Source organism: Marinobacter nauticus ATCC 49840, from assembly GCF_000284615.1.
In the GTDB taxonomy this organism is placed as follows: Bacteria; Pseudomonadota; Gammaproteobacteria; order Pseudomonadales; family Oleiphilaceae; genus Marinobacter; species Marinobacter nauticus.
Window position 1 is genome coordinate 2,279,373 of the sequence record NC_017067.1, and the last position, 25,430, is coordinate 2,304,802.

Here is a 25,430-nt window from a genome sequence, read left to right on the forward strand (position 1 = left end):
ATCGTTGAATCTGTAAAGGGTATATGAATTTACTATGCATACGATATCGCTGTACGTCAGATCAATCGTACTCTCGGCTCTGCTCTTGCTCACCTTGCCTGCGCTGGCCAGCCAGAACACAGTGCTGGTGGTGGGTGACAGCCTGAGTGCCGCCTATGGCGTACCCTCGGAAACCGCGTGGGTAGAGCTGCTGCGGGATCGCATCGAGAGCCAGGATCTGGACTGGACCGTAGTAAACGCCAGCATCAGCGGTGAAACCACCGACGGTGGCCTGCGGCGCCTGCCAGGCCTGCTGGAAGCCCACGACCCAACCATTGTCGTCATTGAGCTGGGCGGCAATGATGGTTTGCGAGGCTTCCCTCCCAACGTAATCGAATCCAACCTGGCCAATATGATCGAACAGGTGCGTGATACCGGCGCCACCCCTTTGCTGGTGGGCATGCAGATCCCGCCTAACTACGGCCAGCGCTACACCACCATGTTCGCCGATATCTTTCCGACCCTGTCTGACCGCTACAATACGGTTTTGGTTCCCTTCTTCCTGGACGGTATCTACGATCAGGACGGGTTGATGCAAGGTGATGGCATTCACCCGACGGAAGAAGCGCAACCCCGGCTGCTGGATAATATCTGGCCCAAGCTGGAACCGCTGCTGAACAACCAGGCCAGCAGCTGATATCTCAGATTGCCTGCCGGACAAACCCCAAAGCTCGGCGTTCAGACCAGTAGTAACCGTCCCGGGCATGTTGGACAAACCCCACATGCCCGCCCCACTTCGGGATTTCCATCTGGACGTAATGTCCCAATACCCGGCGACTGTCCGGAAAACAGCGGGCCGAAAGGAACGGGTCATCTGCTGCATTCACTACCAGAGCTGGCACCCGGATATCACTCAACCGAAACAGAGCAGAACACCGGGCCCAATAGTCGGCCGCGTCCTGGAATCCATGCAGTGGTGCCGTATAGCGATTATCGAATTCGTGAAAACTCCGGATATTTTCAAAACCGCTAACGTCTATCAGATCAGGGAACTTTTCAGCTTTTTCCCGCATCTTGACCTGCAGATCGGTTAAAAATCGCTGCATGTAGATACGCCGGCTGGGCAATGCGAGCACGTCCGCACTGCCCGCCAGGTCCAGAGGCACGGAGTAGGTCACCGCACCGCTGATACGGCTGTCCACACGCTCGCCCTGCTCGCCCAGGTACAGCAGCGTGAGGTTGCCGCCCATACTGAAACCTGACAGGAACAGGTTCTGATACCGCCGCCCCAGCGCATGACTGACAACGGCATGCAGATCCGAAGTGGCGCCACTGTGGTAGAAGCGCGGCTGGTGGTTCATCACCCCGCCGCAAGACCGAAAGTTCCATGCCAGCACGTCCCAGCCATCGGCCATCAATGCCCTGGCCAGGCCAAGCACGTATGGCCGGCGGCTGTGACCTTCCAGCCCATGGGAAATCACCGCCAGCCGGTTACTGCCCTGGCGATACCAGTCCAGATGCAGTTCGTCGTCATCGTCGGTGGCGAGTATGTCGGTTTCCGGTTCCGGCAGAGTCACTTTCCGGAACAGGGTCGGCCACACCGACTGGATGTGGCCATTACGCAACCACACCGGCGGACGATAGGGTTCGAGCTTAGCTTTGTGCAAATTTTGACCTTTCATTTCAGGGGGTTGACGAACCTGATCAAAGTACTTAATATGCGCGCCACATTGATGCTGTTCCCCGATAGCTCAGTTGGTAGAGCAACGGACTGTTAATCCGTTTGTCGCTGGTTCGAGCCCAGCTCGGGGAGCCACTTATTCCGAAAGGCCGCTGATCAAACATCAGCGGTCTTTTCTTTTGGGCCTCAGAAAACCTCGGCCCGCTGCATGAACTCTCGCAATACCTGGAACAGTGTATAGCCATCCCGTGTACCGATCATTTCACGAATCGAGTGCATGGCAAACTGAGGCACGCCGATATCCAGCGTGGTCACGCCCAGATTTCCCGCAGTCAACGGCCCGATCGTGCTGCCACACCCCATGTCACTGCGCACCACAAACGTCTGGTGCGGCAACCCCAATTCATCGCTGATGTGGCGATAAAGCGCGGCGGAACGGCTGTTGGTGGCGTAACGCTGATTGTGGTTTACCTTGATGACCGGCCCCTGATTGAGCAGCGGGCCATGATTCTCATCATGACGGTCCATGTAGTTTGGATGGATACCGTGGGCGTTATCCGCGGAAATCATCATGGAACGAGCAATGGCACGGCTTTTCCCGGCGCCACACCAGCGGTCCAGCACCGCCGTGAGAAACGGCCCCTGGGCACCTTCGGCGGACATACTGCCCACTTCCTCATGGTCATTGCAGACCAGTAGTGCCGGCTCGTCACCAGAGGTTTCCAGCAGGGCCTGCAGGCCGATATAACAACTGAGCAGATTATCGAGCCGTGCGGAGGCCAGGAACTCTTCACGCAGCCCCACCAGAGCTGCACCCTGTGCATCGTAAAAACTCAGTTCATAGCCCAGAATCTTGCTGGTCTGCAGCCCGGATTCTTTGGCAATCTGCTGTTTCAGCAACTCGGCAAAGGTGGTGGTATCGGTTTCCGGCACCTGCATAACCACCGGCGGAAGATCAGTCTGGGCATTAACGGTGCGACTGCTGTTCGCCTCCCGGTCCAGATGGATGGCCAGGCTCGGAATGATCGCCACCGGCTTGCGGAAATTCACCAGGGTGTCCCGTACTTTGCCGTTGTCGTCCAATACCGTCACACGGCCGGCCAAAGAAAGATCCCGGTCAAACCAGGGGTTCAGCAATACGCCCCCATACACTTCCACACCCAACTGGAAAAAGCCCTTGCGGCGAATCTCAGGGTTCGGTTTGACCTTCAGGCAGGGGCTGTCGGTATGAGCTCCCACCATCCGGATGCCGGAACTGACCACATCCTTGGTGCCGGTACGGAAGGCAACAATAGACGAGCCATTACGGGTTACGTAGTAGCCCTGCCCTGGCTGCAACGACCATTCTTCGCGCTCGTCCAGCGGTTGAAATCCCGCTGCTTCAAGACGCGTTTTCATGGTATTGACCGCATGCCACGGAGTCGGCGAGGCATTCAAAAACTCAATCAAGTCTTTATTGAATTCAGTGTGTTCCATGATCTTCCTGATTGCATGATAATGGCGGCTACAGTATGGCATGAAGCCGCGCCGGCTCCTACCGGGTACGCTGCGCACCGCCATAAGCACTCACCGAAGATTCCGGAGTTCACTGTGTCGCTACCCCGCTTTCTGGATATCGAATACTGCCAGACCGACGACGCCCTGTTTCCCACGGCCATCGCCTGGTCCCTTGCAGACGGCCAGATGAAAACCGTGGTAATTGCACCGGAGGATGCCTGGTTGCCCGAAGATGGCGACCTGGGCGATGTAGACCTGCTGTATCTGGAAGAACAGGGGGTCCCCCTGCTGGAACTGGCCAGGGAGCTGCACGAGGATCTGCCGGACCAGACCGTATACGTGGATGGACTGGATCCGGACGAAATCCTGATAGACCTGATCTTCAGTGCCGTTCGCCAGGAGGCCCCGTTTGAAATCGCCCCCATTTCCGAGCTGATTACCGGCCTGGACAGCGAAGCACTGGAAGACCGCCGCCGGCAGTTGCTCTTTGATGAAGGGCTTGAACCGCAGCTGCCGGAAAACGGCGTATATTCCCTGCTGTTGCTGGCCCGTGAGGAAGGCTACCTGGAGGATTGAGGTCCGGCCCCTGATCACGGGGAACTGTGACATGAGTCCGCGTAACATTGCGTTACACAAGGCAGAATCGGGCGTCAGTACCGTTACTGACAGGAAGCCTGATAATAATGAACAAGGTCACACCCCGTTTCCTCACATCCAGCCTGATAGCGCTTGGCCTGTTTTCTTGCGCCGCCTTTGGCCAGGAGACCCCTCGCTCCGATAAACACTATGTCGGACTGTTGGCGACAGCCATTGAACACCGCTCCATCGGGCAGTCCGACGAGGATGGCTGGGGCCAGGCAGCGACACTGGTGATTGGCGGCCACCTGAGCGACCTGATTCATGCAGAGGTGAGGCTGGGGGGCGGCTTGGCAGACGCCGAGATTTCCCGTGGCGACCTGAGCCTGGCCGTCGACTACTTCGGCAGCTGGTACATGGGCCTGCACTACCCCATCGGTGAGCTTGGCAATGTCTATGCCCAGGCTGGCTTTACCCATGTCAGCGGGGAGGCAACCCTCGACAACCGGGATGCCGACGCCAATGCCCAGTTTCGGGATATCGAGGGCGATTACCCGAGCAGCAGTTTCAGCTTCAGCTGGCTGGCCGGCCTGGACCTGGAACTGATGGATAACACCTACCTGGTTTTCGAGGGCGGCAAGCTGTTTGAAGACACGGACACCAGCGCCAATGCCTTCCAGTTCTCCTCAGGTATCCGTTACGAGTTCTGATGCCGGATATGCCAGCACCGATGGATTTTCGGGTTGCGCTGAAAATCCTTGTCCAGAGTGCTGGCACTCACCTCTTTCACTTCAAACTCTGACTCCAGCGCCTCATCCAGCCTGAACTTACGGAAGTTATTGGAGAAAATCAGCAGGCCATCACTGGACAGTCGTGCCATGCACTGCCGCACCAGATCGGCATGATCGCGCTGAATATCGAGAACGCCAGCCATCCGGGCTGAGTTTGAGAAGGTGGGCGGGTCCATGAAAATCAGATCAAAGGTCTGATTCGCGGTTTTTCGGTCTGCCAGCCAGGCCAGACAGTCTGCCTGTTCGACGACATGCTTGCGCGGATCTGCCGAGTTGAGAGCCAGGTTATCCTGAGCCCAGCTGACGTAGGTTTTGGACATGTCCAGGCTCAGGGTGCGGCTGGCTCCGCCAACCGCTGCGTGCACGGTCGCTGCGCCGGTATAACAGAACAGGTTCAGAAAACGCTTGCCCCTGGCATGTTGCTGGATCCAGTAACGTACCGGGCGATGATCCAGGAACAGGCCGGTATCCAGATAGTCTTTCAGGTTCACCTTCAGGGCGCAGCCGTGCTCGTGCACGTTAAAGTACTCGCCGGTCGCCGCCTGTTTTTCATATTGCCGGGTACCGGTCTGGCGCTGACGTTGCTTGCACACCAGATCCTCCGGCGCGACCTCAAGCACTTCCGGGATCACCGCCATGGCTTCGGCAAGGCGCTCTCTGGCTGCCTTTTCGTCAACGGATTTCGGGGCCAGGTATTCCTGAACATGTACCCGCCCCTCGTAGATATCGATCGCCAGGGCATATTCCGGCATATCGGCATCGTATAGGCGGTAACAGCCAATGTTCTGCTTCCTGGCCCACTGGCCAATCGTTTTCAGATTCTTCTTGAGACGGTTACGCAGCATGTCTGCCCGTTCGGCGTTGGCGATGCGGGGCATAATCTGCCCCGGCGCGGCCGGATCACGGGGCGTGCGGGCATTCTCCGGCTGTACTTCAAACAGCAACAGCTGCGCCGGCAGTTTGCCATTGAACAACTTGTACTGCTTGAAACTTCGCAAACCAAGAGACTTCCCGAACTCAGGCGCACCGGTGAACACGCCCAGGCGCCATCCGATCAGCTCACGGGCCACAACCTCTCCAAGGCTCTGGTACAGGGCCGCCAGTTCCTTGCGCTCACTCAACCGCTCACCGTAGGGCGGGTTGGTCAGCACCAGGCCAGTATCGCTCCAGTCATTCTCGCGAGTGAATTCGGAGATCGGCCTGGCTTCTACGCGAACGATACCTTCCAGGCCAGCTCGCAGGATGTTCTTCTCCGCGGTTGAAATCACGCGGCCATCCTGATCAAAGCCAGAAAAAATGGGAATGCGCCCCTGCTTGCCCTCATGGGCCCGACGCTCCGCTTCCTGGCGCAGCGACAGCCAGAGCTCGGGCTGGTGTCCTGGCCACTTTTCGAACCCGAACCGCTCCTGCTTCCGCCCCGGCGCAATGTCCAGCGCCATCAACGCAGCTTCAACCACCAGCGTACCGGAACCGCACATCGGGTCCACAAAGTCACCACCGTTAGCGGCAATCTCGGGCCACCCTGCCCGCAGCAGCAAAGCCGCTGCAAGGTTTTCTTTCAAGGGCGCGATACCCTTTTCGGTTCGGTAGCCCCGCATATGAAGGCTGTGGCCACTCAGATCAATCCCCAACGACAAGCGGCCCCGGTTCAACCGCGCCGATACCGTGACATCCGGGTCTTTCGGCGCAACCGAGGGCCTGGGTGCACCGGCACCCCGAATGCTGTCAACAACGCCATCTTTCACTTTCTGGGCGCCAAACTGAGTGTTCCGGATGGCTTCGTTCTGGCCAAGAAACGTTACCCTGAAGCTCCCCCCCGCGGGTATATGGGCCTGCCAGTCAAGATCCACGACACCGGCATAAAGTTCGTCGGCGCTCCGGGCATCCACATCCGCCACATTCAGAATCACCCTGTTCGCCAAACGGGACCACAGACAGGCCCGATAGCCGCTCTCCAGCTCGCCCTCAACCCAGACACCGGCGGGTGCATTCCGCACAAGGTTCAGGCCGAATTCTTTCAATTCATCGGCCAGGAGGTACTCGACGCCTTTGGGGCAGGTTACGAAAAAGACATGCTTGGACAAGATCAACTCCTGGTCTTCTGAATAGGGCCGGTAAGTTTCCGGAATGGCAGTAAAAGCCTTTTAGCGACTGTCATCGTTATTTCACAAAAATATAAAAGAAGCGCCATATAGATGAAATAAATAGTGTACACCGGCGCGAGATTCGTCTTACCTTGTAGTTGACGCGTCGTTCCGGAGGCCGAATAAAAGTCTCCGTCAACAGGATCCTGACTGCTCTGACCGGAGCTGGCAATAGTGGGTTGTCCCGGAGAGGCTCCCGACTGCCAAGGTCACTGCAGATGTGTACACGCTTGTTCTGTTAATCCATCAGTGAGGAACGGCATGAAAAGACAGAAGAGAGACATGTACGCTCGTGCATTCAAGCGGGGTTATCTCGCTGGCGTGTCCGGCAAATCCAAAGACAGCTGCCCGTTAGAACAACCGGAAGTCCGCCAGGAATGGCTGAACGGGTGGCGAGAAGGCCGCACAGATAACTGGGAGGGCATGACCGGCGTCTCCGGCATCCATAAACTGGCCAACGTAACCGCAACATAATGGCCAACCCCGTTTAACCCTGATCTGTTTTTTTCAATTTTTACACACAAATCACAATCAGAGCAGTAACCAGAGCAACCCAAACGGGGCCTCCCGCCCCGTACCATGCGAAGAAGCGCTACGGGGTTTATTCCCCGCAAGGGCCCGCTCAGCGGGCCCACCTTCTTTCTGCCTCAGCTGATTTCTTTCCGGATCGCTTCCACTGCTTCGTTGATCAGTGACGGGCCACGATAAATAAACCCGGTATAGATCTGCACCAGCTTTGCGCCTGCGCGAATCTTCTCTGCCGCACTGTCGCCATCCGTGATGCCGCCCACGCCAATAATCGGCAGCCGATCGCCCAGCTCAGCATACAGCCCCTGAATCACTTTCACAGACGCTTCCCGTACCGGTGCACCGCTGAGACCGCCCGCCTCCTGCTCGTGAGCGTGCCCCTTCACCGCCTCCCGGCTGATCGTGGTGTTGGTGGCAATCACACCATCCAGGCCAGCTTCGAGCAATGCTGCAGCCACAAAGCGAATGCCCTGCTCATCCATATCCGGGGCGATCTTTACAGCCACCGGCACATAGCGGCCATGCTTTTGCTCACACGCTGCCTGCTCTTCCTTTATGGCGTGCAAAAGCTGCTTGAGCGAATCGCCAAACTGCAGATCCCGGAGGCCCGGCGTATTGGGAGAAGATACATTAACGGTGATGTAGTCGGCATAGGGGTAAACAGCCGCTATTCCTTTACGGTAGTCCTGTTCAGACTGCTCATTCGGGGTGTCTTTGTTCTTGCCGACATTAATGCCCAGTACGCCCCGGTAACGGCGGTGGCGGACATTGGTAATGAGGTGTTCCAGGCCTTCATTATTGAACCCCATGCGGTTAATGATGGCCTGGTGCTCCGGCAACCGGAACATTCGGGGTTTTGGATTACCGGGCTGTGCCAGAGGCGTAACAGTGCCCACTTCGATAAACCCGAAACCAAGAGCACCAAGAGCATCAATGTGGTCGGCGTTTTTGTCCAGCCCAGCAGCCAATCCAACCGGATTCGGGAATTCCAGGCCCATCACGTTTACCGGGCAAGGCTCCGGCTGTCGGGTAAATGTATTCAGGATGCCCAGTTTTTGAGCAACATCCAGGCTGCCAAGGGCAACATTATGGGCCCGCTCCGGTGGCAATCGGAACAGCAGGTTTCTCAGAAGGCCGTACATCGTCAAACTCCTTTCTCCGGGTGGCAGGAGTATACCGAAAGTTTTCCACACCATCTTGTGTAAACCCCAATTAGTCCCGAAAACCCCGCCCTGTATAGCCTCCCGACGCTTTTCCACGGAATCTGTGGATAACCCTGTTGAAAATTGCCGAGCAAGCGCCCCGACCCCTTGATAACTGCGCCAGCCTACAAATTGATCATTTTTTGATCAGTTATTTTCCCTTTATTTATCAATAGCTTAAATAGATAAAATTATCATTTGACGGCTTTGGTAACAAAATGCTAACGGGTAACCAATTCGTCATGATGTGCATAAATCGATCACAGCCAGGCCATTAATTCCACCCATTTCTACGTTTAATCCCGTTATACTGCCCTCATCGCGAAAAGCCCGGAGTGAATCCAATGGAACAGCCTGATCAACCCAGCCAGCAGCGCCAGAATAATCTCGAATCCGAGAAGCATGCGGCGACCCGGGTCACGATCATTGGCATGATTCTCGATGCCGTTCTGGGCATCATAAAAGTCATTGGCGGCACTCTTTTTAATTCCCAGGCGCTACTGGTGGATGGTATCCATTCATTTACCGATGTGGCATCGGATTGGGTGGTTCTGGCGGTCATGCGTCTGTCCCGTAAGGAGCCAGATGCGGACCATCCTTACGGACACCAGCGAATCGAAACCCTCGGCACTCTGGTACTGGGCAGCATTCTTATTGCCGTGGGCGCGGCCCTGGCCTGGGAGAACATTCTCAGGCTCCTGTCCGGTGAAGCGCAGCTGGTTCCGGGCTGGCCAGTGCTGGTAGCGGCCGCGGCCTCGGTAGCAGGCAAGGAATGGATCTACCGTTATACTCGCCATGTTGGCATGAAAATCCGCTCAGACCTGATCATTGCCAACGCCTGGCACAGCCGTACCGATGCATTTTCGTCAGTGGTCGTTCTGGTATCTACCATCGGTGCCATGCTGGGTTTCGTCTGGCTCGACGTGGTAGCCGCCGTCCTCATTGCAGCCATCATTGTGCACATCGGCTGGAAATTCACCTGGGACAGCGTGAAAGAACTGGTCGATACAGGTCTGTCCGAAGATGATACCCGGATGTTGAAAACCATTGCCCTGGAAACGGATGGCGTGCGAAATGTTCATGAACTGCGCAGCCGGCGGATGGGGCACGACATCCTGCTGGACGTACACCTGGTAGTTCGCCCGGAAATCAGCGTTTCCGAAGGGCATCAGATTGGTATGAAGGTGGTCACGGGCATGCGGGATGCCCTGGAGAACATTCGGGACATCAACTTCCATATCGACGCCGAGAATGATGAAAAAGTGCCCCACGCCACCGACCCGGGGCTACCCGATCGCGAAGCACTTCGTCGCCTGCTGACAGAGAAGCTGGGAGAGCTACCACCACAAAGCCGGCTCCGGCTTCATTACCTCAAGAATCGCATCCACCTGGAAATCTTCCTGGATGAAAACCATTCCGGGCCACACCTGACCACGGAACAGGTTCGAGCGGTTCTGGCAGACTACCCCTGGTTTGGCAGCGTCCGGGTCTGGGTCGCTGCCAACTGACGCGCCGGTTTAACGGCGCCGGTTCTCCTCCATGCGCGACAGAAATTCCTGCATCACCAGGGTATACAGCTCTCCGCCCAGAAACTTGTCTTCCACACCCGAGTCGATACTCGGGTTGTCATTCACTTCAATCACCGCCACCCGATTCCCGGCTTGTTTGATGTCGACACCGTAAAGCCCATTACCGATCAACCGGGTCGAATTCAATGCCGCCTGGATGACATTGCGAGGCACCTCGTAGGTGGGCATGGTTTCAAAACCGCCACTTTCCACTGTGGCACCACCGTGCTGGTAAATCTGCCAGTGACCTTTCACCATCAGATATTTACAGGCATAGATGGCCCGGCCGCCAAGCACACCAATGCGCCAATCGTAATCCGTGTAGAAGTACTCCTGAGCCAATACCAACGCAGACTGTTTGAACAGGTCTTTCAGCCCTGCCCGAAGTTCCTTTTCGTCCTTGGCTTTGATCACACCACGGGAAAAGGCGCCATCCGGAATTTTGATGACCACAGGAAAGCCCAGTTCATTACTCACCTGCTGTACCGCATCCTTCTGATCCTTTGAAAGGATCAGCGTTTTCGGTGTTGGCACCTTGTTGTTTTTAAGCAGGTCCGCCAGAAACACCTTGTTGGTACAACGCAGAATCGACACCGGGTCGTCAATTACCACCATCCCCTCGGCCTCTGCCTTGCGAGCAAACCGATAAGTGTGGTGATCAATAGCGGTGGTTTCACGAATAAACAGACCATCATATTCCGGCAGGCGCATGTAATCCCGGCGGGTAATGCGCTCCACGTTAATTCCCAGCTTTCTGCCAGCACGCTCAAAACGCTTCAGAGCCATCTCATCGCTCGGAGGCAACTCTTCCTCGGGGTTCACCAGCATAGCCAGATCAAAACGGTAGCGGCGACGGGTGCGCGGTTTGCGCCAGATCATGCTGCTGAAGCGATCCAGGGCGGCCGCAAACAAATCCTGCTCGCGCTCGTCAAGATCCGCCGGTGCCGCCGGCTTCATGGTTTCGATCTGCCATTGTTTTCGGTGACGGAACACCACTTCCAGAATCGGGCACGGAAACCGCTCGAACAGGGCACGGGCCACGGGCTTCAGGTCTGGATGTTCGGCCTGGCCAAAATAGGTTCGGATTCGTACTTCATGGGTAGCGTCCCGGTCATCGGTGGCGGGATCGATTTCGGAGGCTGATTTTTCCAGCCACTGGATGACACTGCTGTCCAGCTCTTCGAGTTCAAGCGAAAACAGTCCCTTACGGCTCAGGTCGTTGAGCGTCATAACCGATGGCACCACGTGGTGCCCGCGCGCTTCCGCAAGCAACGAACAGTAGTAGCCCCGGCTCAGATACCTGGCACTCTGACACAGGTTTATCACCCGCACGCGGCTGTTAACCGGGGCGGTAAACTGAAGGTATTGATCGAAAGTAAGCACGTCTTCGCTGGGGTAGTACGGTGCCCAGTCTTTGGCGCGATCTACAACGATGAGCAATCGGGACATAAAGCGGCATTCCTCCCTGAAGGTAGAGCCTGATAATTCCGGCAACAATACGCCCCATCCCCTTGCCAGACAATCGCCTGAAGATGCGTGCTTTTACGCATCATCCGCTGCTATGACGGGATGGCATCTGTCTACCATAATAGCGGCAATGAGCGTGGCCGCCAGGCGCTCCCTTTTTCTCGTTGACCGGGTTTACCAGACCATGACCGATGTAATGCTCCGCCAAGCCCATGCCAGTGATCTGGATGCCCTCGTTCAGCTGGAGAACCGCTGCTTTACCGAGGACAGGATATCCCGGCGCAGCTTCCGCCGCTTTCTGGAGATGCCCAGGGACCGACTAGTTATCGCCGAACTGAACGGCGAACTGGTGGGCTACTGCCTGGTGCTGATGAATGCAGCCACCCGGCTGGCTCGGATTTACTCGATTGCAGTCTCACCCGTTGCCCGCGGCCGCGGTGTGGGTGAAAGACTGGTCCGTGAGGCGGAGAAGGAAGCGGTTGAGGCTGATCGCATCATCATGCGGCTGGAAGTGCGTGAAGACAACACCGGAGCCATTGCCCTGTATCGTCGGCTGGGATATCGGCAGTTTGGCACCTACCGGGACTACTACGAAGACCACGGCGATGCCTTACGGTTCGAGCGGCGGATCCTCTACTACGAGCCCTCTCGCGAATTTCTTCCGGTGCCCTATTACCCCCAGACCACCGAGTTCACCTGCGGTCCGTCTGCATTAATCATGGCGATGGCGGCCCTTGACGAACAGCAACCAGTAAGCACGTTGGAGGAGCTGAAAATCTGGCGTGAAGCCACCACCATCTTCATGCTGGCCGGGCATGGCGGTTGTGGCCCCCATGGGCTTGCACTATCTGCCTGGCACCGGGGCTTCGAGGCCAGCGCCTGGATCAGCCAGGAAGGCGCGCTGTTCAAAGATACGGTCCGCAACGAAGATAAAAAGCGGGTACTGGAACTGGTGCACGAGGGGTTCCTGCACGATATCGGGCAGACAGAAATCCAGCTGCATCACGACCCGCTAACCCTGGAGGCAATGGAGAAGGCCCTGCAGGACGGGCGCATCCCTGTCATCCTGATCAGCACCTGGCAACTGAACCGGAGCCGGGTGCCGCACTGGGTAACCGTATGTGCCATCGACGAGGATTTCGTGTACCTGCATGACCCGGAAATCGATACCGAGGAAGGGGAAACCGTGGCCGACAAGCAATACCTGCCCATCGACCGACGGGTATTCGACAAGATGTCGCGCTATGGCCGCAACCAGCCCCTGCAGGCGGCAGTGATTGTCGGCCCCAAACGCCACTGATCAGCCGGTCCGCAGGGCCGCTTCCTTCAGTTCCGAAATCTGATCCCGCAGTCGTGCCGCGGTCTCGAAATCCAGATCCGCGGCGGCTTTGTACATCTCGTCTTCCAGTTTCGCCACTTCCTTGAGGACATCTTCCGGCGAGCGATTGCCTACCTTTACGCGATAATCCTCGGCTTCTTCAGCTGCCTTCTGCCCGGGACGCTCCGCTTTGCGCCGGCCACGACCACCGCCGCCCGCGGCACCCTCCATAATATCCGCGATCTTCTTGTTAAGACCGGTGGGGGTAATACCATGCTCCTCGTTGTGTGCCATCTGCTTGGCACGACGACGCTCGGTCTCATCAATGGCCCGCTGCATGGAACCGGTGATCCTGTCGCCATACAGAATGGCCTTGCCGTTCACGTTACGGGCGGCCCGACCAATGGTCTGTATGAGCGAACGCTCTGAGCGCAGGAAGCCTTCTTTATCCGCATCCAGTATTGCCACCAGTGACACTTCCGGCATATCCAGCCCCTCCCGGAGCAGGTTGATGCCCACCAGCACGTCAAACTCGCCCCGCCGCAGATCCCGAATAATCTCCACTCGCTCTACGGTATCAATGTCCGAATGCAGATAACGCACGCGAATGTCGTGCTCCATCAGGAAGTCGGTCAGATCCTCGGCCATGCGCTTGGTAAGTGTTGTGACCAGCACCCGCTCATTCACCTCCACGCGCTGGTGAATCTCAGACAGCAGATCATCCACCTGGGTAGACGCGGGCCGAACCTCAATCTCCGGGTCCAGCAGCCCGGTCGGTCGTACCACCTGCTCCACCACCTGGCCAGCATGCTCGGCCTCATAATTCCCCGGTGTGGCCGAGACAAAGATCATCTGCGGCGCAATTCGCTCCCACTCCTCAAACCGCATGGGGCGGTTGTCCAGTGCTGATGGCAGACGGAAACCGTACTCCACCAGGGTTTCCTTACGGGACCGGTCCCCTTTGTACATGGCGCCAATCTGCGGAATGGTCACGTGGGACTCGTCCACTACCAGCAAAGCGTTGGGTGGCAGGTAGTCAAACAGCGTGGGTGGCGCTTCACCGGGATTCCGCCCGGAGAGATAGCGGGAGTAGTTCTCGATACCATTGCAGTAACCGAGCTCCAGCATCATCTCGATGTCGTAGCGGGTACGCTCCTCCAGCCGCTGAGCTTCCACCAGCCGGTTGTTATCCCTCAACTGCTGCAGCCGAACATCAAGCTCCTGCTTGATGTGCTCGACCGCATCCAGCACGGTCTGCCGGGGGGTGACATAGTGGGACTTCGGGTAAATGGTCACGCGCGGCACCCGCCTGAGCACCTCTCCGGTAAGCGGGTCAAAATAGCTCAGGTTCTCCACTTCATCATCGAACAGTTCGATGCGAATGGCTTCCTTCTCGGATTCTGCCGGGAAGACATCAATGACATCGCCCCGCACCCGATAATTGGCGCGATGGAACTCGATGTCATTGCGGGTGTACTGCAGTTCGGCCAGCCGCCGCAGGATATACCGTTGATCCATCTGGTCACCCCGGTCCAGGTGCAGCATCATTTTCAGATAGGATTGCGGATCACCCAGACCGTAGATGGAAGAAACCGTCGCGACAATGATGGCATCCGGGCGCTCCAGCAAAGCCTTGGTGGCCGACAGCCGCATCTGCTCAATGTGCTCATTGATGGAGGCGTCTTTTTCGATAAAGGTATCGGAAGACGGTACGTAGGCCTCCGGCTGGTAGTAATCGTAGTAGGAGACGAAGTACTCCACCGCGTTATCGGGGAAGAACTCCTTGAACTCGCCATAGAGCTGGGCTGCCAGGGTCTTGTTGTGGGCCATGATGATGGTTGGCCGCTGAACCTGCTGAACCACATTGGCAATGGTGAAAGTCTTGCCAGAACCGGTTACCCCGAGCAGCGTTTGATGGGCAAGCCCGGATTCAATGCCATCTACCAGTCCCGCAATCGCTTTGGGCTGGTCGCCGGCAGGTTGGTAGGGCGAGTCGACGCGAAAAGCCCCTTCCCTTGCACTGGATGCTTTGTTGGCCATATCTGGCGTTTTAACCTCCGGACACCGGAAACGACGGAATATTTGCGTCGCATCCTCAAGAAATTTAGCGTTCTGGCAGCTTCATGATACCATCTGTGCGATCGACGGCTGGGTGAAAAATCAGCCAGTAACTTTGGCTCCAGTTGCCCGGCCGATCGCAGCCCAATAAGACGCAGCTTTAAGGAGCTCAAGTTTGGACCTTCAACTTTCCAGCCGAGTACAGGCGATCAAGCCTTCCCCCACCCTCGCAGTTACCAACAAAGCCGCAGAACTCCGCGCGGCCGGCCAGGATATTATCGGCCTCGGTGCTGGCGAGCCTGACTTCGACACCCCCGATCACATCAAACAGGCGGCTATCGACGCCATCAAAAACGGCCAGACCAAGTACACCGCCGTGGATGGTACGCCCGCGCTGAAGAAAGCGATTATTGCGAAGTTCAAACGGGACAACGGCCTGGAATACGAAGCCAACCAGATACTGGTAAGCAGTGGTGGCAAACAGAGCTTTTTCAACCTCGCCCTGGCGACACTGAATGAAGGCGACGAGGCCATCATTCCCGCACCCTACTGGGTTTCCTACCCGGATATGGTGCTGGTGGCCGAAGGCAAACCGGTGATCATCGAAACCACCGCAGAGACTCGCTTCAAGATCACGCCGGAACAGCTGGAAAACGCCATTACTGAGCGCACCCGCCTGTTCGTGATCAACAGCCCGTCCAACCCCAGTGGCATGGCTTACACCATGGAAGAGCTGCAGGCCATCGGTGAGGTGCTTAAAAAGCACCCGAACATCATGGTCGCCACAGATGATATGTACGAGCCGATCCTGTGGACTGGCAAGCCGTTCTGCAACATCCTGAACGCCTGCCCGGAGCTGTATGATCGCACCTTCGTACTGAACGGTGTCTCCAAGGCCTACTCCATGACTGGCTGGCGCATCGGCTATGCCGCTGGCCCGGCAAAAATCATCGGTGCCATGAAGAAGATCCAGTCCCAGAGCACCTCGAACCCCTGCTCTATCTCCCAGGCCGCCGCAACAGCCGCTCTGGATGGAGATCAGGCGTGCGTGGGCGAGATGGTCAAGGCTTTCAGGGAACGCCACGACTGGCTAGTAGCGGCCTTGAACAAGCTGCCTGGTGTGGACTGCCTGAACGGCGACGGCACGTTTTATGTCTTCCCGAGCTTCCAGGGTGCAATCGATGCCACTGACGGCGTGAGCACCGATGTGGAATTCGCCGAGAAGCTGCTGACCGAGGCCGGCGTGGCTCTGGTTCCGGGCTCTGCGTTTGGCTGCCCGGGGCACATGCGGCTGAGCTTTGCCACCAGCATGGATAACCTGCAGAAGGCGGTCGAGCGTTTGCAGAAGGCTCTTGGCTAAAATTTTAAGCTGAGGGGTTGACGGGGCGGTATGGCCAACATAATATACGCGCCTCGTCACACGACGACGTTCCCCGATAGCTCAGTTGGTAGAGCAACGGACTGTTAATCCGTTTGTCGCTGGTTCGAGCCCAGCTCGGGGAGCCACTATTTCGAAAGCCCGCTAGTTCTCTGAATTAGCGGGCTTTTTCGTGCGTTACGCTATGCTCAAGGCACCGAACCCAGCCTGCTTGTAATAAGCCGTGGCGTGATGGGAAGTCCTTTCCAAAAACCGCTACAAGCACATCCATGTGCGCTTCTCTCCGGCCATCCATGGCCTCCGAAATTTTTGGAAAGGACTTCCCATCACACCAATCAAGCCAAGGCGTAATAGTCAAAAAACTGCGTGCATTAAGTACCTGATAAACACACATCAGAAACCATCGAACTTCAATGCTGAAAAAACAACAGCAAGCTTCTCCGTTCTATTTAGTTAGCGTTACCACTATGGATGATGTGCTATGGATGGTGTTCCCTCCCGAAAATGTCGGAGGCCATGGATGGCCGGAGAGAAGCGCACATGGATGTGCTCGTAGCGGTTTTCGGGAGGGAACACCATCCATGGCGCCCGCACCAAACTAGCAGGCTAGGAATCGATAACTAACCCCAAACCAGACATCAAGATGAAACCACCTCGGCATAGATAGCTTTCAAAGCAGCCAAGGGGTCCGGCGCCTGGGTAATCGGGCGACCAATCACCAGGTAGTCAGATCCAGCCTTAAGGGCATCGGTCGGGGTCATGATGCGTTGCTGGTCCCCTTTGTCTGCGGTCAGCGGTCGAATTCCCGGCGTGATCAGTTGGAAGTCACTGCCCTGCTCCGCTTTCAGACGCGGGGCTTCCTGAGCCGAGCAAACCACGCCGTCCAGGCCGCTGTTTTTGGTCAGGGTTGCCAGACGGGAAACATGGGCTTCTGCCGAACTGGTTATACCGATACCAGCAAGGTCCTCGTCAGACATGCTGGTCAACACGGTAACCGCGATCAGGAGCGGGCGATCATTGCCGAACGATTCCAGGCGCTCTCGGCAGGCTACCATCATCTTCTCGCCGCCTGAGGCATGCACATTCACCATCCACACGCCCAGCTCTGCAGCGGCAGCCACAGCAGCCGAGGTGGTATTAGGGATATCGTGAAATTTCAGATCCAGGAAAATATCAAACCCGCGACTCTGGAGCGCTTTTACCAGATCCGGGCCTGAGCGCGTAAACAGCTCCTTGCCCACTTTCAGGCGGCATTTTGCCGGATCAAGCTGATCAGCCAGGGCCAAGGCGGGATTCTGGGAAGGAAAGTCGAGCGCGACGATGATTTTCGGGTCGTTCAGGTTTTGCACGTTCAGGTTCCTGGGTAGAAAGGTAATCGGGATGGGTCAAAGCGAGGTTATTCCGCCTCTACGCCCTGAATGGGACGCACGGTTTCCCACTGTTTGCAGCTTGGGCACAGCCAGTGTAACTGTTGGCCGGAGAATCCGCAGCTTACGCAACGGTAGACCGGGCGGTTTGCGAGAATCAGGTGCCCTATTCTGCTGACAAGGCGCCCCTCATCGGTGGTCATGCCTTTTTCATAGCCCGCCATCTCCACCAACCGCAAAAGCCCTCGCACGGAGGGCCTGGTCTCCAGCTCCATGCGCAGTAGATCAATGGCCGCCGGCCGGCCGGAGGAACGCTCAACTGACTCCACCAGGGCCAGCAGCAGGCTGGTACTGGGATACTGCTCATAGAGCTTACGAAGCTTTTTATAAAGGCGTGAAACATCACCATGCTCACGCTCCAGCTTCATCAACCGGTCTATCGCTTCCGGACCGAACTCCGGATTCTGGTCGAAAATTTTCAGGGACTGGTTTGCCGCCTCCCGAAAATTGCCCTGCCGAATCTGGAGCTTCATCAGCAGCAGGGTTGCCCGCACACAGGAGCGGTCGTAATCCAGCGCTTCTTTCGCCAGCTTCTGCGCTGTCCAGCGGTCGTCGTTACGGCTCAGGGCGCCATCAGACAATTCGCAGGTAATGTAGGCCAGCGCTTTGAAGGTAGCAGGATCCGCATCACCACGAGTGAGGGTTTTTGCCACCTGGGCCGCCTTCTCCCACTCTCTCTCCTGCTGATAGAGCTCAATCAACGCAATGGCTGAGCGGCGCCCGTACTCGCGGTCGCCCATCAACTGGTGAAACAATGCTTCGGCCCGGTCGAGCAATCCGGCATTCAGATAGTCCATTGCCAGCTCCTGGGTAACCTGGGGCGAATAACGGGCCGGGAGCTCAGGTCTGGCAAGAAGATTCTGGTGAATCAGAATGGCGCGGTCTGTCTCTCCCTTGTTCCGGAAATGGCTGCCAATGGAGAGATGCAAGCTGACGGTGTCTTTGTTGACGGCAAGGGATTGAACGAAGTTCTCGACGGCCTGATCAGAGTAGTTGGTAAAGAGAAACTGCAGACGGTCCCGAACGGAATCCTCGTCCATAATGGCTCGGGAGGCGCGGCCAGAGCGGTTTCCGTATCGACCTACAGCCCAGCCAGCGGCAACGGCCGCCGTCAGAAGCAGCCACTGAAACAGCATGTCCATCAAAGTGCCCGGTCGTTTTGTGCCCTGGATTTTTCGAGTGCGTGCTCTGTCCGCTCAAGACGCTTCTGCAGATGACGGCGCGATACAGACGTCCGGACGGTAGCCATGGTAGTCACAAGCACCCCAACCAGTGCACCAATCACAAACGCCATGATGATCCAGACAGCAACGCCATGGGGCTGGGTTTCGAACAACAGGAAGTTGAGCGAGACCGCCATCTGATTATTCAGGGAAAACACCAGCGCCAGAAGAATCAGAACCAGAACCAGCAAGGTAATTAGGATCTTCCGCAGTCCTGCCATGTCTTAAGCGCTCCCAACGGGTCAGATGCCCGGTATGTGAGGTTTCGTGTGTTAATTGCCTTCTCGGGGCCTCAGAAACCTTTTTTCATGCTGTCGTTGACCTGCTCTCGCAGCTCTTTGCCGGGCTTGAAGTGCGGCACAAACTTGGCTGGCAGTTGCACGGCGTCTCCGGTTTTCGGGTTACGTCCGGTGCGGGCAGCCCGATGATGCAGGGAAAAACTGCCAAATCCACGGATCTCAATTCGCTGGCCGTCGGCAAGGGACTGAGACATATGCTCGATGATGCTTTTCACCGCGAGCTCAACATCCTTTACGGAGAGCTGAGTCTGCTTCGAAGCGATCAGTTCAACCAGTTCGGACTTCGTCATGAGGCTTTTCCCTCTGTCGTTATTATTCCGCAGCAAATTACCGGGTTCCAATGCCTCTAGTTTAGCCAAACCAGAAAAAAACACAAAAAAAACGGGCTCTTAGAGCCCGTTTTTTTGACACCAACCGGAAACTTAGTCCTTGTTAGCGTTCTGCTGCTGCATCTGCTCCTTGATCAGGTCACCGATGGTGGTGGCACCTGAGGATTCTGCAGCCTTACTGCGTACGTTTTCCAGGGCCTGCTTGTCGTCCTCAACGTCTTTGGACTTGACAGACAGGTTGATCACGCGGTTTTTGCGATCGATGCTGATGATCTTCGCTTCAACTTCTTCGCCTTCCTTCAGAACGTTACGCGCGTCTTCTACGCGGTCACGGCTGATTTCAGAGGCTTTCAGTACCGCTTCAACTTCTTCGTTCAGGGCAATGGTGGCGCCTTTGGCGTCAACCGCAGATACGGTGCCCTTAACGATGGAGCCCTTGTCGTTCAGCTGAACGAACTCGGCAAACGGATCGCTTTCCAGCTGTTTGATGCCCAGGGAGATGCGCTCGCGCTCTGGATCAACAGACAGGATAACGGTTTCAACTTCGTCGCCCTTCTTGTATTCGCGAACGGCTTCTTCGCCAGTCTCGTTCCAGCTGATGTCAGACAGGTGAACCAGACCATCGATGCCACCGTCCAGGCCGATGAAGATACCGAAGTCCGTGATGGACTTGATCTTGCCGGAGATACGGTCGCCCTTGTTGAAGTTGCTGGAGAAATCTTCCCACGGGTTGGCAACGCACTGCTTGATGCCCAGAGAGATACGACGACGCTCTTCGTCAATATCCAGGATCATCACTTCTACTTCGTCACCTACCTGAACAACCTTGGACGGATGGATGTTCTTGTTGGTCCAATCCATTTCGGATACGTGGACCAGACCTTCAACACCCTCTTCCAGCTCGGCAAAGCAGCCGTAGTCGGTCAGGTTGGTTACGCGAGCAGTAACCTTGGAACCTTCCGGGTAACGACCTTTGATGTCGACCCAGGGATCTTCGCCCAGCTGCTTCAGACCCAGAGACACACGGTTGCGCTCACGGTCAAACTTCAGGACTTTAACATTGATTTCGTCGCCCACATTCACGATTTCGCTCGGATGCTTGATGCGCTTCCAGGCCATATCAGTGATGTGCAGCAGGCCGTCAACACCGCCCAGGTCTACGAATGCACCGTAGTCGGTCAGGTTCTTGACGATACCCTTGATTTCCAGACCTTCGGTCAGGGTTTCCAGCAGAGCTTCACGCTGCTCGCTGTTTTCAGCTTCCAGAACGGCGCGGCGGGAAACAACCACGTTGTTACGCTTCTGGTCCAGCTTGATAACCTTGAATTCAAGCTCTTTGTTCTCCAGGTGCGCAGTGTCGCGAACCGGACGAACGTCTACCAGGGAACCCGGCAGGAAGGCACGGATGCCGGCCAGATCAACAGTGAAACCACCTTTGACCTTGCCATTGATAATACCCTTGACCACTTCTTCAGCTTCGAAGGACTTCTCGAGAACCTTCCACGCTTCAGCGCGCTTGGCCTTTTCACGGGACAGACGGGTTTCACCGAAACCGTCTTCAACTGCATCGAGAGCCACATCGACAACATCGCCGACAGCTACTTCCAACTCGCCTTTTTCGTTCAGGAACTGGGAGGCGGGGATAACGCCTTCGGACTTCAGTCCGGCGTTAACGGTGACCCAGTCGTTGTCGACGTCAACTACGGTTCCCTGGACGATGGAACCCGGTTGCATGTCAATTTCTTTTAGACTTTCTTCAAAAAGATCCGCAAAGCTCTCGCTCATTATGTGCCCTATATGATCAACGCAAGTGTGCTCCGTGTCACCAGCAACACGGTCTGTTAACGATGTCCGGAATCAGCCAGCGGCTGGCAGAGTACGCTGTTCCGGCATTTCAACGACAAAAAGGTGTAGTCAGGCCTGACCTGCTGCGGCCATACACCTGTCTAACACCTCTTCGATACTCAAACCCGTAGAATCAATGACTTGCGCATCATCTGCAGGCTTGAGGGGGGCCGCAGAACGGTTCATATCCCGCTCGTCACGTACCCGTATCTCCTCTAAAAGGGCGTCAATGTTAACATCGACACCTGCTTCCTTCAACTGATTGTAGCGCCTACGGGCCCGCTCCTCGGCACTGGCGGTCAGGAAGATTTTGACCGGTGCATCCGGAAAGACCACCGTACCCATATCGCGCCCATCGGCCACCAGCCCGGGCGCCACCCGGAAATCCCGCTGGCGCTGCAACAAGGCATCGCGCACCGGTTGCATGACGGCGACTTTTGACGCGTTATCACCGCAGGTCTCGGTGCGGATTTCGGAGGTAACATCTTCCCCGGCCAACAGAACCTTCGCAGGCTCACCCGGAGGCGTCGGCATGAACGCAACATCGAGCCCTGCGGCAACCCGAACCAGTGCCGGCTCGTCGTCCAGCGCAACCCCCTGGCGGGTAGCCGCCAGGGCCGTCAGCCGATACAAGGCACCACTGTCGAGCAGATGCCAGCCCAGTTTGCGGGCCAACATCTGGGTAACGGTACCCTTGCCAGAACCGCCAGGGCCGTCAACCGTAATTACCGGTGCCTTGCTATTACTCATCAATCACTACCTTCTGCGTTAATTCGAATACCTGTCTGCAATGCCAGATCAACAAAACCCGGGAACGATGTAGCCACGTTGGCGCAATCGTTGATCCGGATAGGTCCGGTTGCGCGCAATGATGCCACCGCAAACGACATGGAAATGCGATGATCACCATGGCTTTCCACGGTACCGCCGCCTATTTCCTGGCCGCCATCTATAATGATGCCGTCGGGTGTCACGGTGGTCTCCACACCCAGAGCCGCGAGACCGTCCGCCATCACCTGGATACGGTCACTCTCTTTCACCCGAAGTTCCTCGGCGCCGCGCAATACCGTGCGCCCTTCGGCACAAGTTGCAGCGATAAACAATACCGGGAACTCGTCAATGGCCAGCGGCACCTGCTCTTCCGGAATGTCGATGCCCTTCAAACGGGCTGACTGTACCCGAAGATCGGCTACCGGCTCTCCACCGATGACCTTCTCATTGAACACTTCAATGTTGGCACCCATCTGTTTCAGGATATTGATTACACCTACACGGGTGGGGTTCATGCCAACGTGGCGAAGCGTCAGGTCAGAATCTTCGGCAATACTGGCCGCCACCAGGAAAAACGCGGCCGAGGAAATATCAGCCGGCACATCAATGGCGCAAGCAGACAGTTTGCCTCCACCGGTGACACTGGCAGTCGCACCGTCGCGGTGAACGTGGTAACCGAAACCCTCCAGCATGCGCTCGGTATGATCCCGGGTTGGCGCCGGCTCGGTCACCGAGGTAACACCCTCAGCGTAGAGTCCCGCCAGCAGCAGGCAGGATTTCACCTGGGCACTGGCCACCGGCATTTCGTAATGAATGCCCGTGAGTGCATGTCCACCCCGAATCTTCAACGGCGGCCGACCACCCTCACCGGTGTCGATGACCGCTCCCATGGCACGCAGTGGATCTGCCACGCGCCCCATAGGCCGCTTCGACAAACTGGCATCGCCCGTGAGCTCAGAATCGAAGGGCTGAGCGGCCAGCAATCCGGCAAACAGGCGCATGGCCGTACCCGAGTTTCCCAGATACAACGGGCCACGGGGCGCCTGCAGGCCTTTCATACCGACGCCGTGAATGCGCACAAAACCGTCATCCGGACCTTCGATGGTGACGCCCATATCCCGGAACGCCTGCAGGGTGGCAAGACTGTCCTCCCCCTCCAGGAAGCCCTTCACTTCGGTTGTCCCCTCAGCCAGGGCACCGAGCATGATGGAACGGTGAGACATGGATTTGTCGCCCGGAACCCGGATGTCACCTTTCACGGTGCCGCCCGGCTGCATTTGGAAAGTCACCTGTTTATCGCTGTTGTTAGTCACGTACGCCTGTCCTGAAAGCATTTTGGAAAAATGTTCCCGCGCCGCCTTGGCACGGCTGAAAACCCTGAGCAACGTGGCACCATCGCCACAGGCAATGGCAGCGCGGAGTTGATCCAGATCTTCGGTAAAGTGGTCTATTACCCGGAGTACGGCATCCCGGTTGGAGAGAAAAATGTCGTGCCACATCACCGGATCGCTTGCGGCAATCCGGGTAAAATCACGGAACCCACCTGCGGCATAGCGGAAGATATCCATATTCTCATCTTCGCCCGCCAGAGTGTCTACCAGCGAAAAAGCGATCAGGTGGGGTAAATGGCTGGTGGCCGCGAGCACCTCATCGTGATACCCCACCGACATGGTAAGCACGGTCGCACCGGCACCTTCCCAGACGGTCCGCAAACGATTCAGGCCATCTTGGTCGGCATTTTGCGACGGCGTCAGGATCACCTTGTGATTGGCAAAGAGATCGGGCCGGGCCGCACGGATACCGCTCTTCTCGGAACCGGCAATGGGATGGCCGGGTATTACCCATGGCGGCAGCTCACCAAACACTGCCTCCACATCGGAGACAAAACTGGACTTGGTACTACCCACATCAGAAAGGATGGCGCCCTCTTCGAGAACGGGCCGAATTTGTTCCAGCACCGCACGGGTGGCCCGCACCGGAACGGCCAACACCACCAGATCACTGCCCTTTACGGCCTGCTCGATGGAATCCGCAGCCTCGTCTATTACACCCAGTTCAACGCCGAGAGCCAGTTCATCCTGACGGGTATCAAAACCGGTCACCATTCCCGCAAGCTGTTGCGTGCGTATGGCGCTGGCCAAAGAACCGCCAATCAGCCCCAGGCCGATAACCGCAACCCGACGAAAAGGCGCACTCGGAACTGTCACTTCATGCCCCCAGCCCTGCTGACGCCAATGCCTCAGCCAGCGCATCGAGAAAACGTTCATTTTCTTGCGGAAGGCCGACCGATACACGCAGGTGCCGGGGCATGCCATAACCAGCGACGGGCCGAACAATCACGCCATGGGCCAACAAGGCCTGATAGATACCGGCGGCTGGCTCACCCACTTCCACGGCAATGAAGTTGCCTGCCGAAGGGATGTAGGAAAGCCCCATGCGATCGAAGCCTTCCGCCAGTTGTTGCAGGCCGGCTTCGTTCACCTCCCGGGATTTCTGCAGATAGGCCTCATCCTCAAGAACTGCTGTGGCCGCCGCCAGGGCAACGGTATCGACATTGAATGGCTGGCGAACCCGGTTCAGGATGTCAGCAATGGCCGGAGAACTGATGCTGTAGCCCACTCGCAACGCTGCAAGCCCCCACGCCTTGGAAAAGGTGCGGCAGACAATCAGGTTCGGGTATTTGTCCAGCAGCCGAATACCATCCGGGTACTCGTCACCAACAAGGTATTCGCAGTAGGCTTCATCCAGAACAACCAAAACCTGTTCAGGGATACGATCCAGAAACGCTTCAATCGCATCGGCGGTGTGCACGGTACCGGTGGGATTATTCGGATTAGCAACAAACACCAGCTTGGTGCGCTCGGTCACCGCATCGGCCATGGCATCCAGATCGTGCCCCCAGTCTTTTGCAGGCACCGCCACACCTCGGGCGCCAATCGCCTGGGTTACCAGCGGGTAAACCGCGAAGGCATACTGGGAGAACACCACTTCGCTATCAGAGTCGGCGAAACACCGGGCAATGACTTCCAGCACATCGTTGGAACCATTACCGAGGGTGATCTGGCTCATTTCCACGCCAAAGCGACGGGCCAGAGCCTGCTTCAGATCAAAGCCATTGCCGTCCGGGTACAGGCACATTTCATCGAGGGCATTTCGGGCGGCCGATAACGCTTTCTCACTCGGCCCAAGCGGGTTCTCATTGCTGGCCAGCTTGATGATCTCCGACGGATTCAATCCCAGCTCCCGGGCCAGCTCTTCAATCGGCTTGCCGGGCTGGTACGGAGACAGAGCCTGAACACCTTTTACCGCAAGACTCTGGTAATCCACTGCCATTGAACTCTCCTCAGGA

At 56.8% G+C, this 25,430-nt stretch carries 21 protein-coding genes and 2 tRNA genes; 9 read left to right on the plus strand and 14 right to left on the minus strand.

Features of this window, described 5'->3' with window-relative positions; genetic code table 11:
• The first annotated feature begins 34 nt into the window (after positions 1 to 34).
• Complete coding sequence (locus MARHY_RS10610; RefSeq protein ID WP_014421804.1) at positions 35 to 676, plus strand: arylesterase; 642 nt, start codon at positions 35 to 37, stop codon at positions 674 to 676.
• Between the two features lie 4 nt (positions 677 to 680).
• Here MARHY_RS10610 and MARHY_RS10615 read toward each other — a convergent pair whose 3' ends face one another.
• On the minus strand, positions 681 to 1,646 hold the full coding sequence (locus MARHY_RS10615) for a YheT family hydrolase (RefSeq protein ID WP_014421805.1): 966 nt from the start codon (positions 1,644 to 1,646) through the stop codon (positions 681 to 683).
• Positions 1,647 to 1,719: 73 nt separating this feature from the next.
• On the opposite strand from MARHY_RS10615, the gene MARHY_RS10620 reads away from it, so the two are divergent.
• Positions 1,720 to 1,795, plus strand: a tRNA-Asn gene (locus tag MARHY_RS10620).
• A 51-nt stretch (positions 1,796 to 1,846) separates the two neighbouring features.
• Here the strand turns inward: MARHY_RS10620 and MARHY_RS10625 are convergent.
• Positions 1,847 to 3,136 carry a M18 family aminopeptidase gene (locus MARHY_RS10625; protein WP_014421806.1) on the minus strand — a complete coding sequence of 430 codons (1,290 nt, stop codon included), beginning with the start codon at positions 3,134 to 3,136 and terminating at the stop codon, positions 1,847 to 1,849.
• 114 nt (positions 3,137 to 3,250) lie between these two features.
• On the opposite strand from MARHY_RS10625, the gene MARHY_RS10630 reads away from it, so the two are divergent.
• Positions 3,251 to 3,733: a hypothetical protein gene (locus MARHY_RS10630; protein WP_014421807.1), complete on the plus strand. Its 483-nt coding sequence runs from the start codon at positions 3,251 to 3,253 to the stop codon at positions 3,731 to 3,733.
• A gap of 107 nt (positions 3,734 to 3,840) precedes the next feature.
• Positions 3,841 to 4,443, plus strand: a complete 603-nt coding sequence (locus MARHY_RS10635) for an outer membrane beta-barrel protein (protein ID WP_022992549.1) — start codon at positions 3,841 to 3,843, stop codon at positions 4,441 to 4,443.
• On the opposite strand, the gene rlmKL is transcribed toward MARHY_RS10635, so the two are convergent.
• Positions 4,431 to 6,608, minus strand: coding sequence for a bifunctional 23S rRNA (guanine(2069)-N(7))-methyltransferase RlmK/23S rRNA (guanine(2445)-N(2))-methyltransferase RlmL (gene rlmKL, locus MARHY_RS10640; protein ID WP_041654791.1), 2,178 nt, complete (start codon positions 6,606 to 6,608; stop codon positions 4,431 to 4,433). The genes MARHY_RS10635 and rlmKL overlap by 13 nt on opposite strands.
• A 321-nt stretch (positions 6,609 to 6,929) precedes the next feature.
• On the opposite strand from rlmKL, the gene rmf reads away from it, so the two are divergent.
• The gene (rmf, locus tag MARHY_RS10645) at positions 6,930 to 7,142 is read left to right on the plus strand and encodes a ribosome modulation factor (protein ID WP_011784548.1); all 213 of its coding nucleotides are present in this window, start codon (positions 6,930 to 6,932) and stop codon (positions 7,140 to 7,142) included.
• A gap of 173 nt (positions 7,143 to 7,315) precedes the next feature.
• On the opposite strand, the gene MARHY_RS10650 is transcribed toward rmf, so the two are convergent.
• On the minus strand, positions 7,316 to 8,338 hold the full coding sequence (locus MARHY_RS10650; protein ID WP_014421811.1) for a quinone-dependent dihydroorotate dehydrogenase: 1,023 nt from the start codon (positions 8,336 to 8,338) through the stop codon (positions 7,316 to 7,318).
• Positions 8,339 to 8,742: 404 nt separating this feature from the next.
• Here MARHY_RS10650 and MARHY_RS10655 point away from each other — a divergent pair, with 404 nt between their 5' ends.
• Positions 8,743 to 9,906 carry a cation diffusion facilitator family transporter gene (locus MARHY_RS10655; RefSeq protein ID WP_014421812.1) on the plus strand — a complete coding sequence of 388 codons (1,164 nt, stop codon included), beginning with the start codon at positions 8,743 to 8,745 and terminating at the stop codon, positions 9,904 to 9,906.
• Between the two features lie 9 nt (positions 9,907 to 9,915).
• Here the strand turns inward: MARHY_RS10655 and MARHY_RS10660 are convergent, their stop codons facing one another.
• A complete protein-coding gene (locus MARHY_RS10660; RefSeq protein ID WP_014421813.1) occupies positions 9,916 to 11,415 on the minus strand; it encodes a RimK family ATP-grasp domain-containing protein in 1,500 nt (499 codons plus the stop codon).
• A 202-nt stretch (positions 11,416 to 11,617) separates the two neighbouring features.
• Between MARHY_RS10660 and rimI the strand changes: the two genes are divergently transcribed.
• Positions 11,618 to 12,733: a ribosomal protein S18-alanine N-acetyltransferase gene (rimI, locus tag MARHY_RS10665; RefSeq protein WP_041655538.1), complete on the plus strand. Its 1,116-nt coding sequence runs from the start codon at positions 11,618 to 11,620 to the stop codon at positions 12,731 to 12,733.
• On the opposite strand, the gene uvrB is transcribed toward rimI, so the two are convergent.
• A complete protein-coding gene (uvrB, locus tag MARHY_RS10670) occupies positions 12,734 to 14,791 on the minus strand; it encodes an excinuclease ABC subunit UvrB (RefSeq protein WP_014421815.1) in 2,058 nt (685 codons plus the stop codon).
• Between the two features lie 193 nt (positions 14,792 to 14,984).
• On the opposite strand from uvrB, the gene MARHY_RS10675 reads away from it, so the two are divergent.
• Both MARHY_RS10675 and MARHY_RS10680 read left to right on the plus strand, forming a co-directional pair.
• Positions 14,985 to 16,169 carry a pyridoxal phosphate-dependent aminotransferase gene (locus MARHY_RS10675; protein ID WP_014421816.1) on the plus strand — a complete coding sequence of 395 codons (1,185 nt, stop codon included), beginning with the start codon at positions 14,985 to 14,987 and terminating at the stop codon, positions 16,167 to 16,169.
• Positions 16,170 to 16,239: 70 nt separating this feature from the next.
• A tRNA-Asn gene (locus tag MARHY_RS10680) sits at positions 16,240 to 16,315 on the plus strand.
• Positions 16,316 to 16,825: 510 nt separating this feature from the next.
• Here MARHY_RS10680 and pyrF read toward each other — a convergent pair.
• The 8 genes from pyrF to hisC all read right to left on the minus strand — a co-directional run bounded on the left by pyrF (position 16,826) and on the right by hisC (position 25,414).
• Positions 16,826 to 17,536, minus strand: coding sequence for an orotidine-5'-phosphate decarboxylase (gene pyrF / locus MARHY_RS10685; RefSeq protein WP_014421818.1), 711 nt, complete (start codon positions 17,534 to 17,536; stop codon positions 16,826 to 16,828).
• 47 nt (positions 17,537 to 17,583) lie between these two features.
• A complete protein-coding gene (gene lapB, locus MARHY_RS10690; protein WP_014421819.1) occupies positions 17,584 to 18,756 on the minus strand; it encodes a lipopolysaccharide assembly protein LapB in 1,173 nt (390 codons plus the stop codon).
• Positions 18,756 to 19,058 (minus strand): LapA family protein, encoded by a 303-nt coding sequence (locus MARHY_RS10695; protein ID WP_011784539.1) that lies wholly within the window; start codon positions 19,056 to 19,058, stop codon positions 18,756 to 18,758. Before MARHY_RS10695 ends, lapB begins: the two co-directional genes overlap by 1 nt.
• Before the next feature lie 71 nt (positions 19,059 to 19,129).
• Complete coding sequence (locus MARHY_RS10700; protein ID WP_011784538.1) at positions 19,130 to 19,426, minus strand: integration host factor subunit beta; 297 nt, start codon at positions 19,424 to 19,426, stop codon at positions 19,130 to 19,132.
• A 132-nt stretch (positions 19,427 to 19,558) separates the two neighbouring features.
• Positions 19,559 to 21,250, minus strand: coding sequence for a 30S ribosomal protein S1 (gene rpsA, locus MARHY_RS10705; RefSeq protein WP_011784537.1), 1,692 nt, complete (start codon positions 21,248 to 21,250; stop codon positions 19,559 to 19,561).
• Between the two features lie 129 nt (positions 21,251 to 21,379).
• A complete protein-coding gene (gene cmk, locus MARHY_RS10710; protein WP_014421821.1) occupies positions 21,380 to 22,060 on the minus strand; it encodes a (d)CMP kinase in 681 nt (226 codons plus the stop codon).
• Positions 22,060 to 24,288 carry a bifunctional prephenate dehydrogenase/3-phosphoshikimate 1-carboxyvinyltransferase gene (locus MARHY_RS10715; protein ID WP_014421822.1) on the minus strand — a complete coding sequence of 743 codons (2,229 nt, stop codon included), beginning with the start codon at positions 24,286 to 24,288 and terminating at the stop codon, positions 22,060 to 22,062. The genes cmk and MARHY_RS10715 overlap by 1 nt, the downstream gene beginning before the upstream one ends.
• Before the next feature lies 1 nt (position 24,289).
• The gene (gene hisC / locus MARHY_RS10720; RefSeq protein WP_014421823.1) at positions 24,290 to 25,414 is read right to left on the minus strand and encodes a histidinol-phosphate transaminase; all 1,125 of its coding nucleotides are present in this window, start codon (positions 25,412 to 25,414) and stop codon (positions 24,290 to 24,292) included.
• Positions 25,415 to 25,430 lie beyond the last annotated feature (16 nt).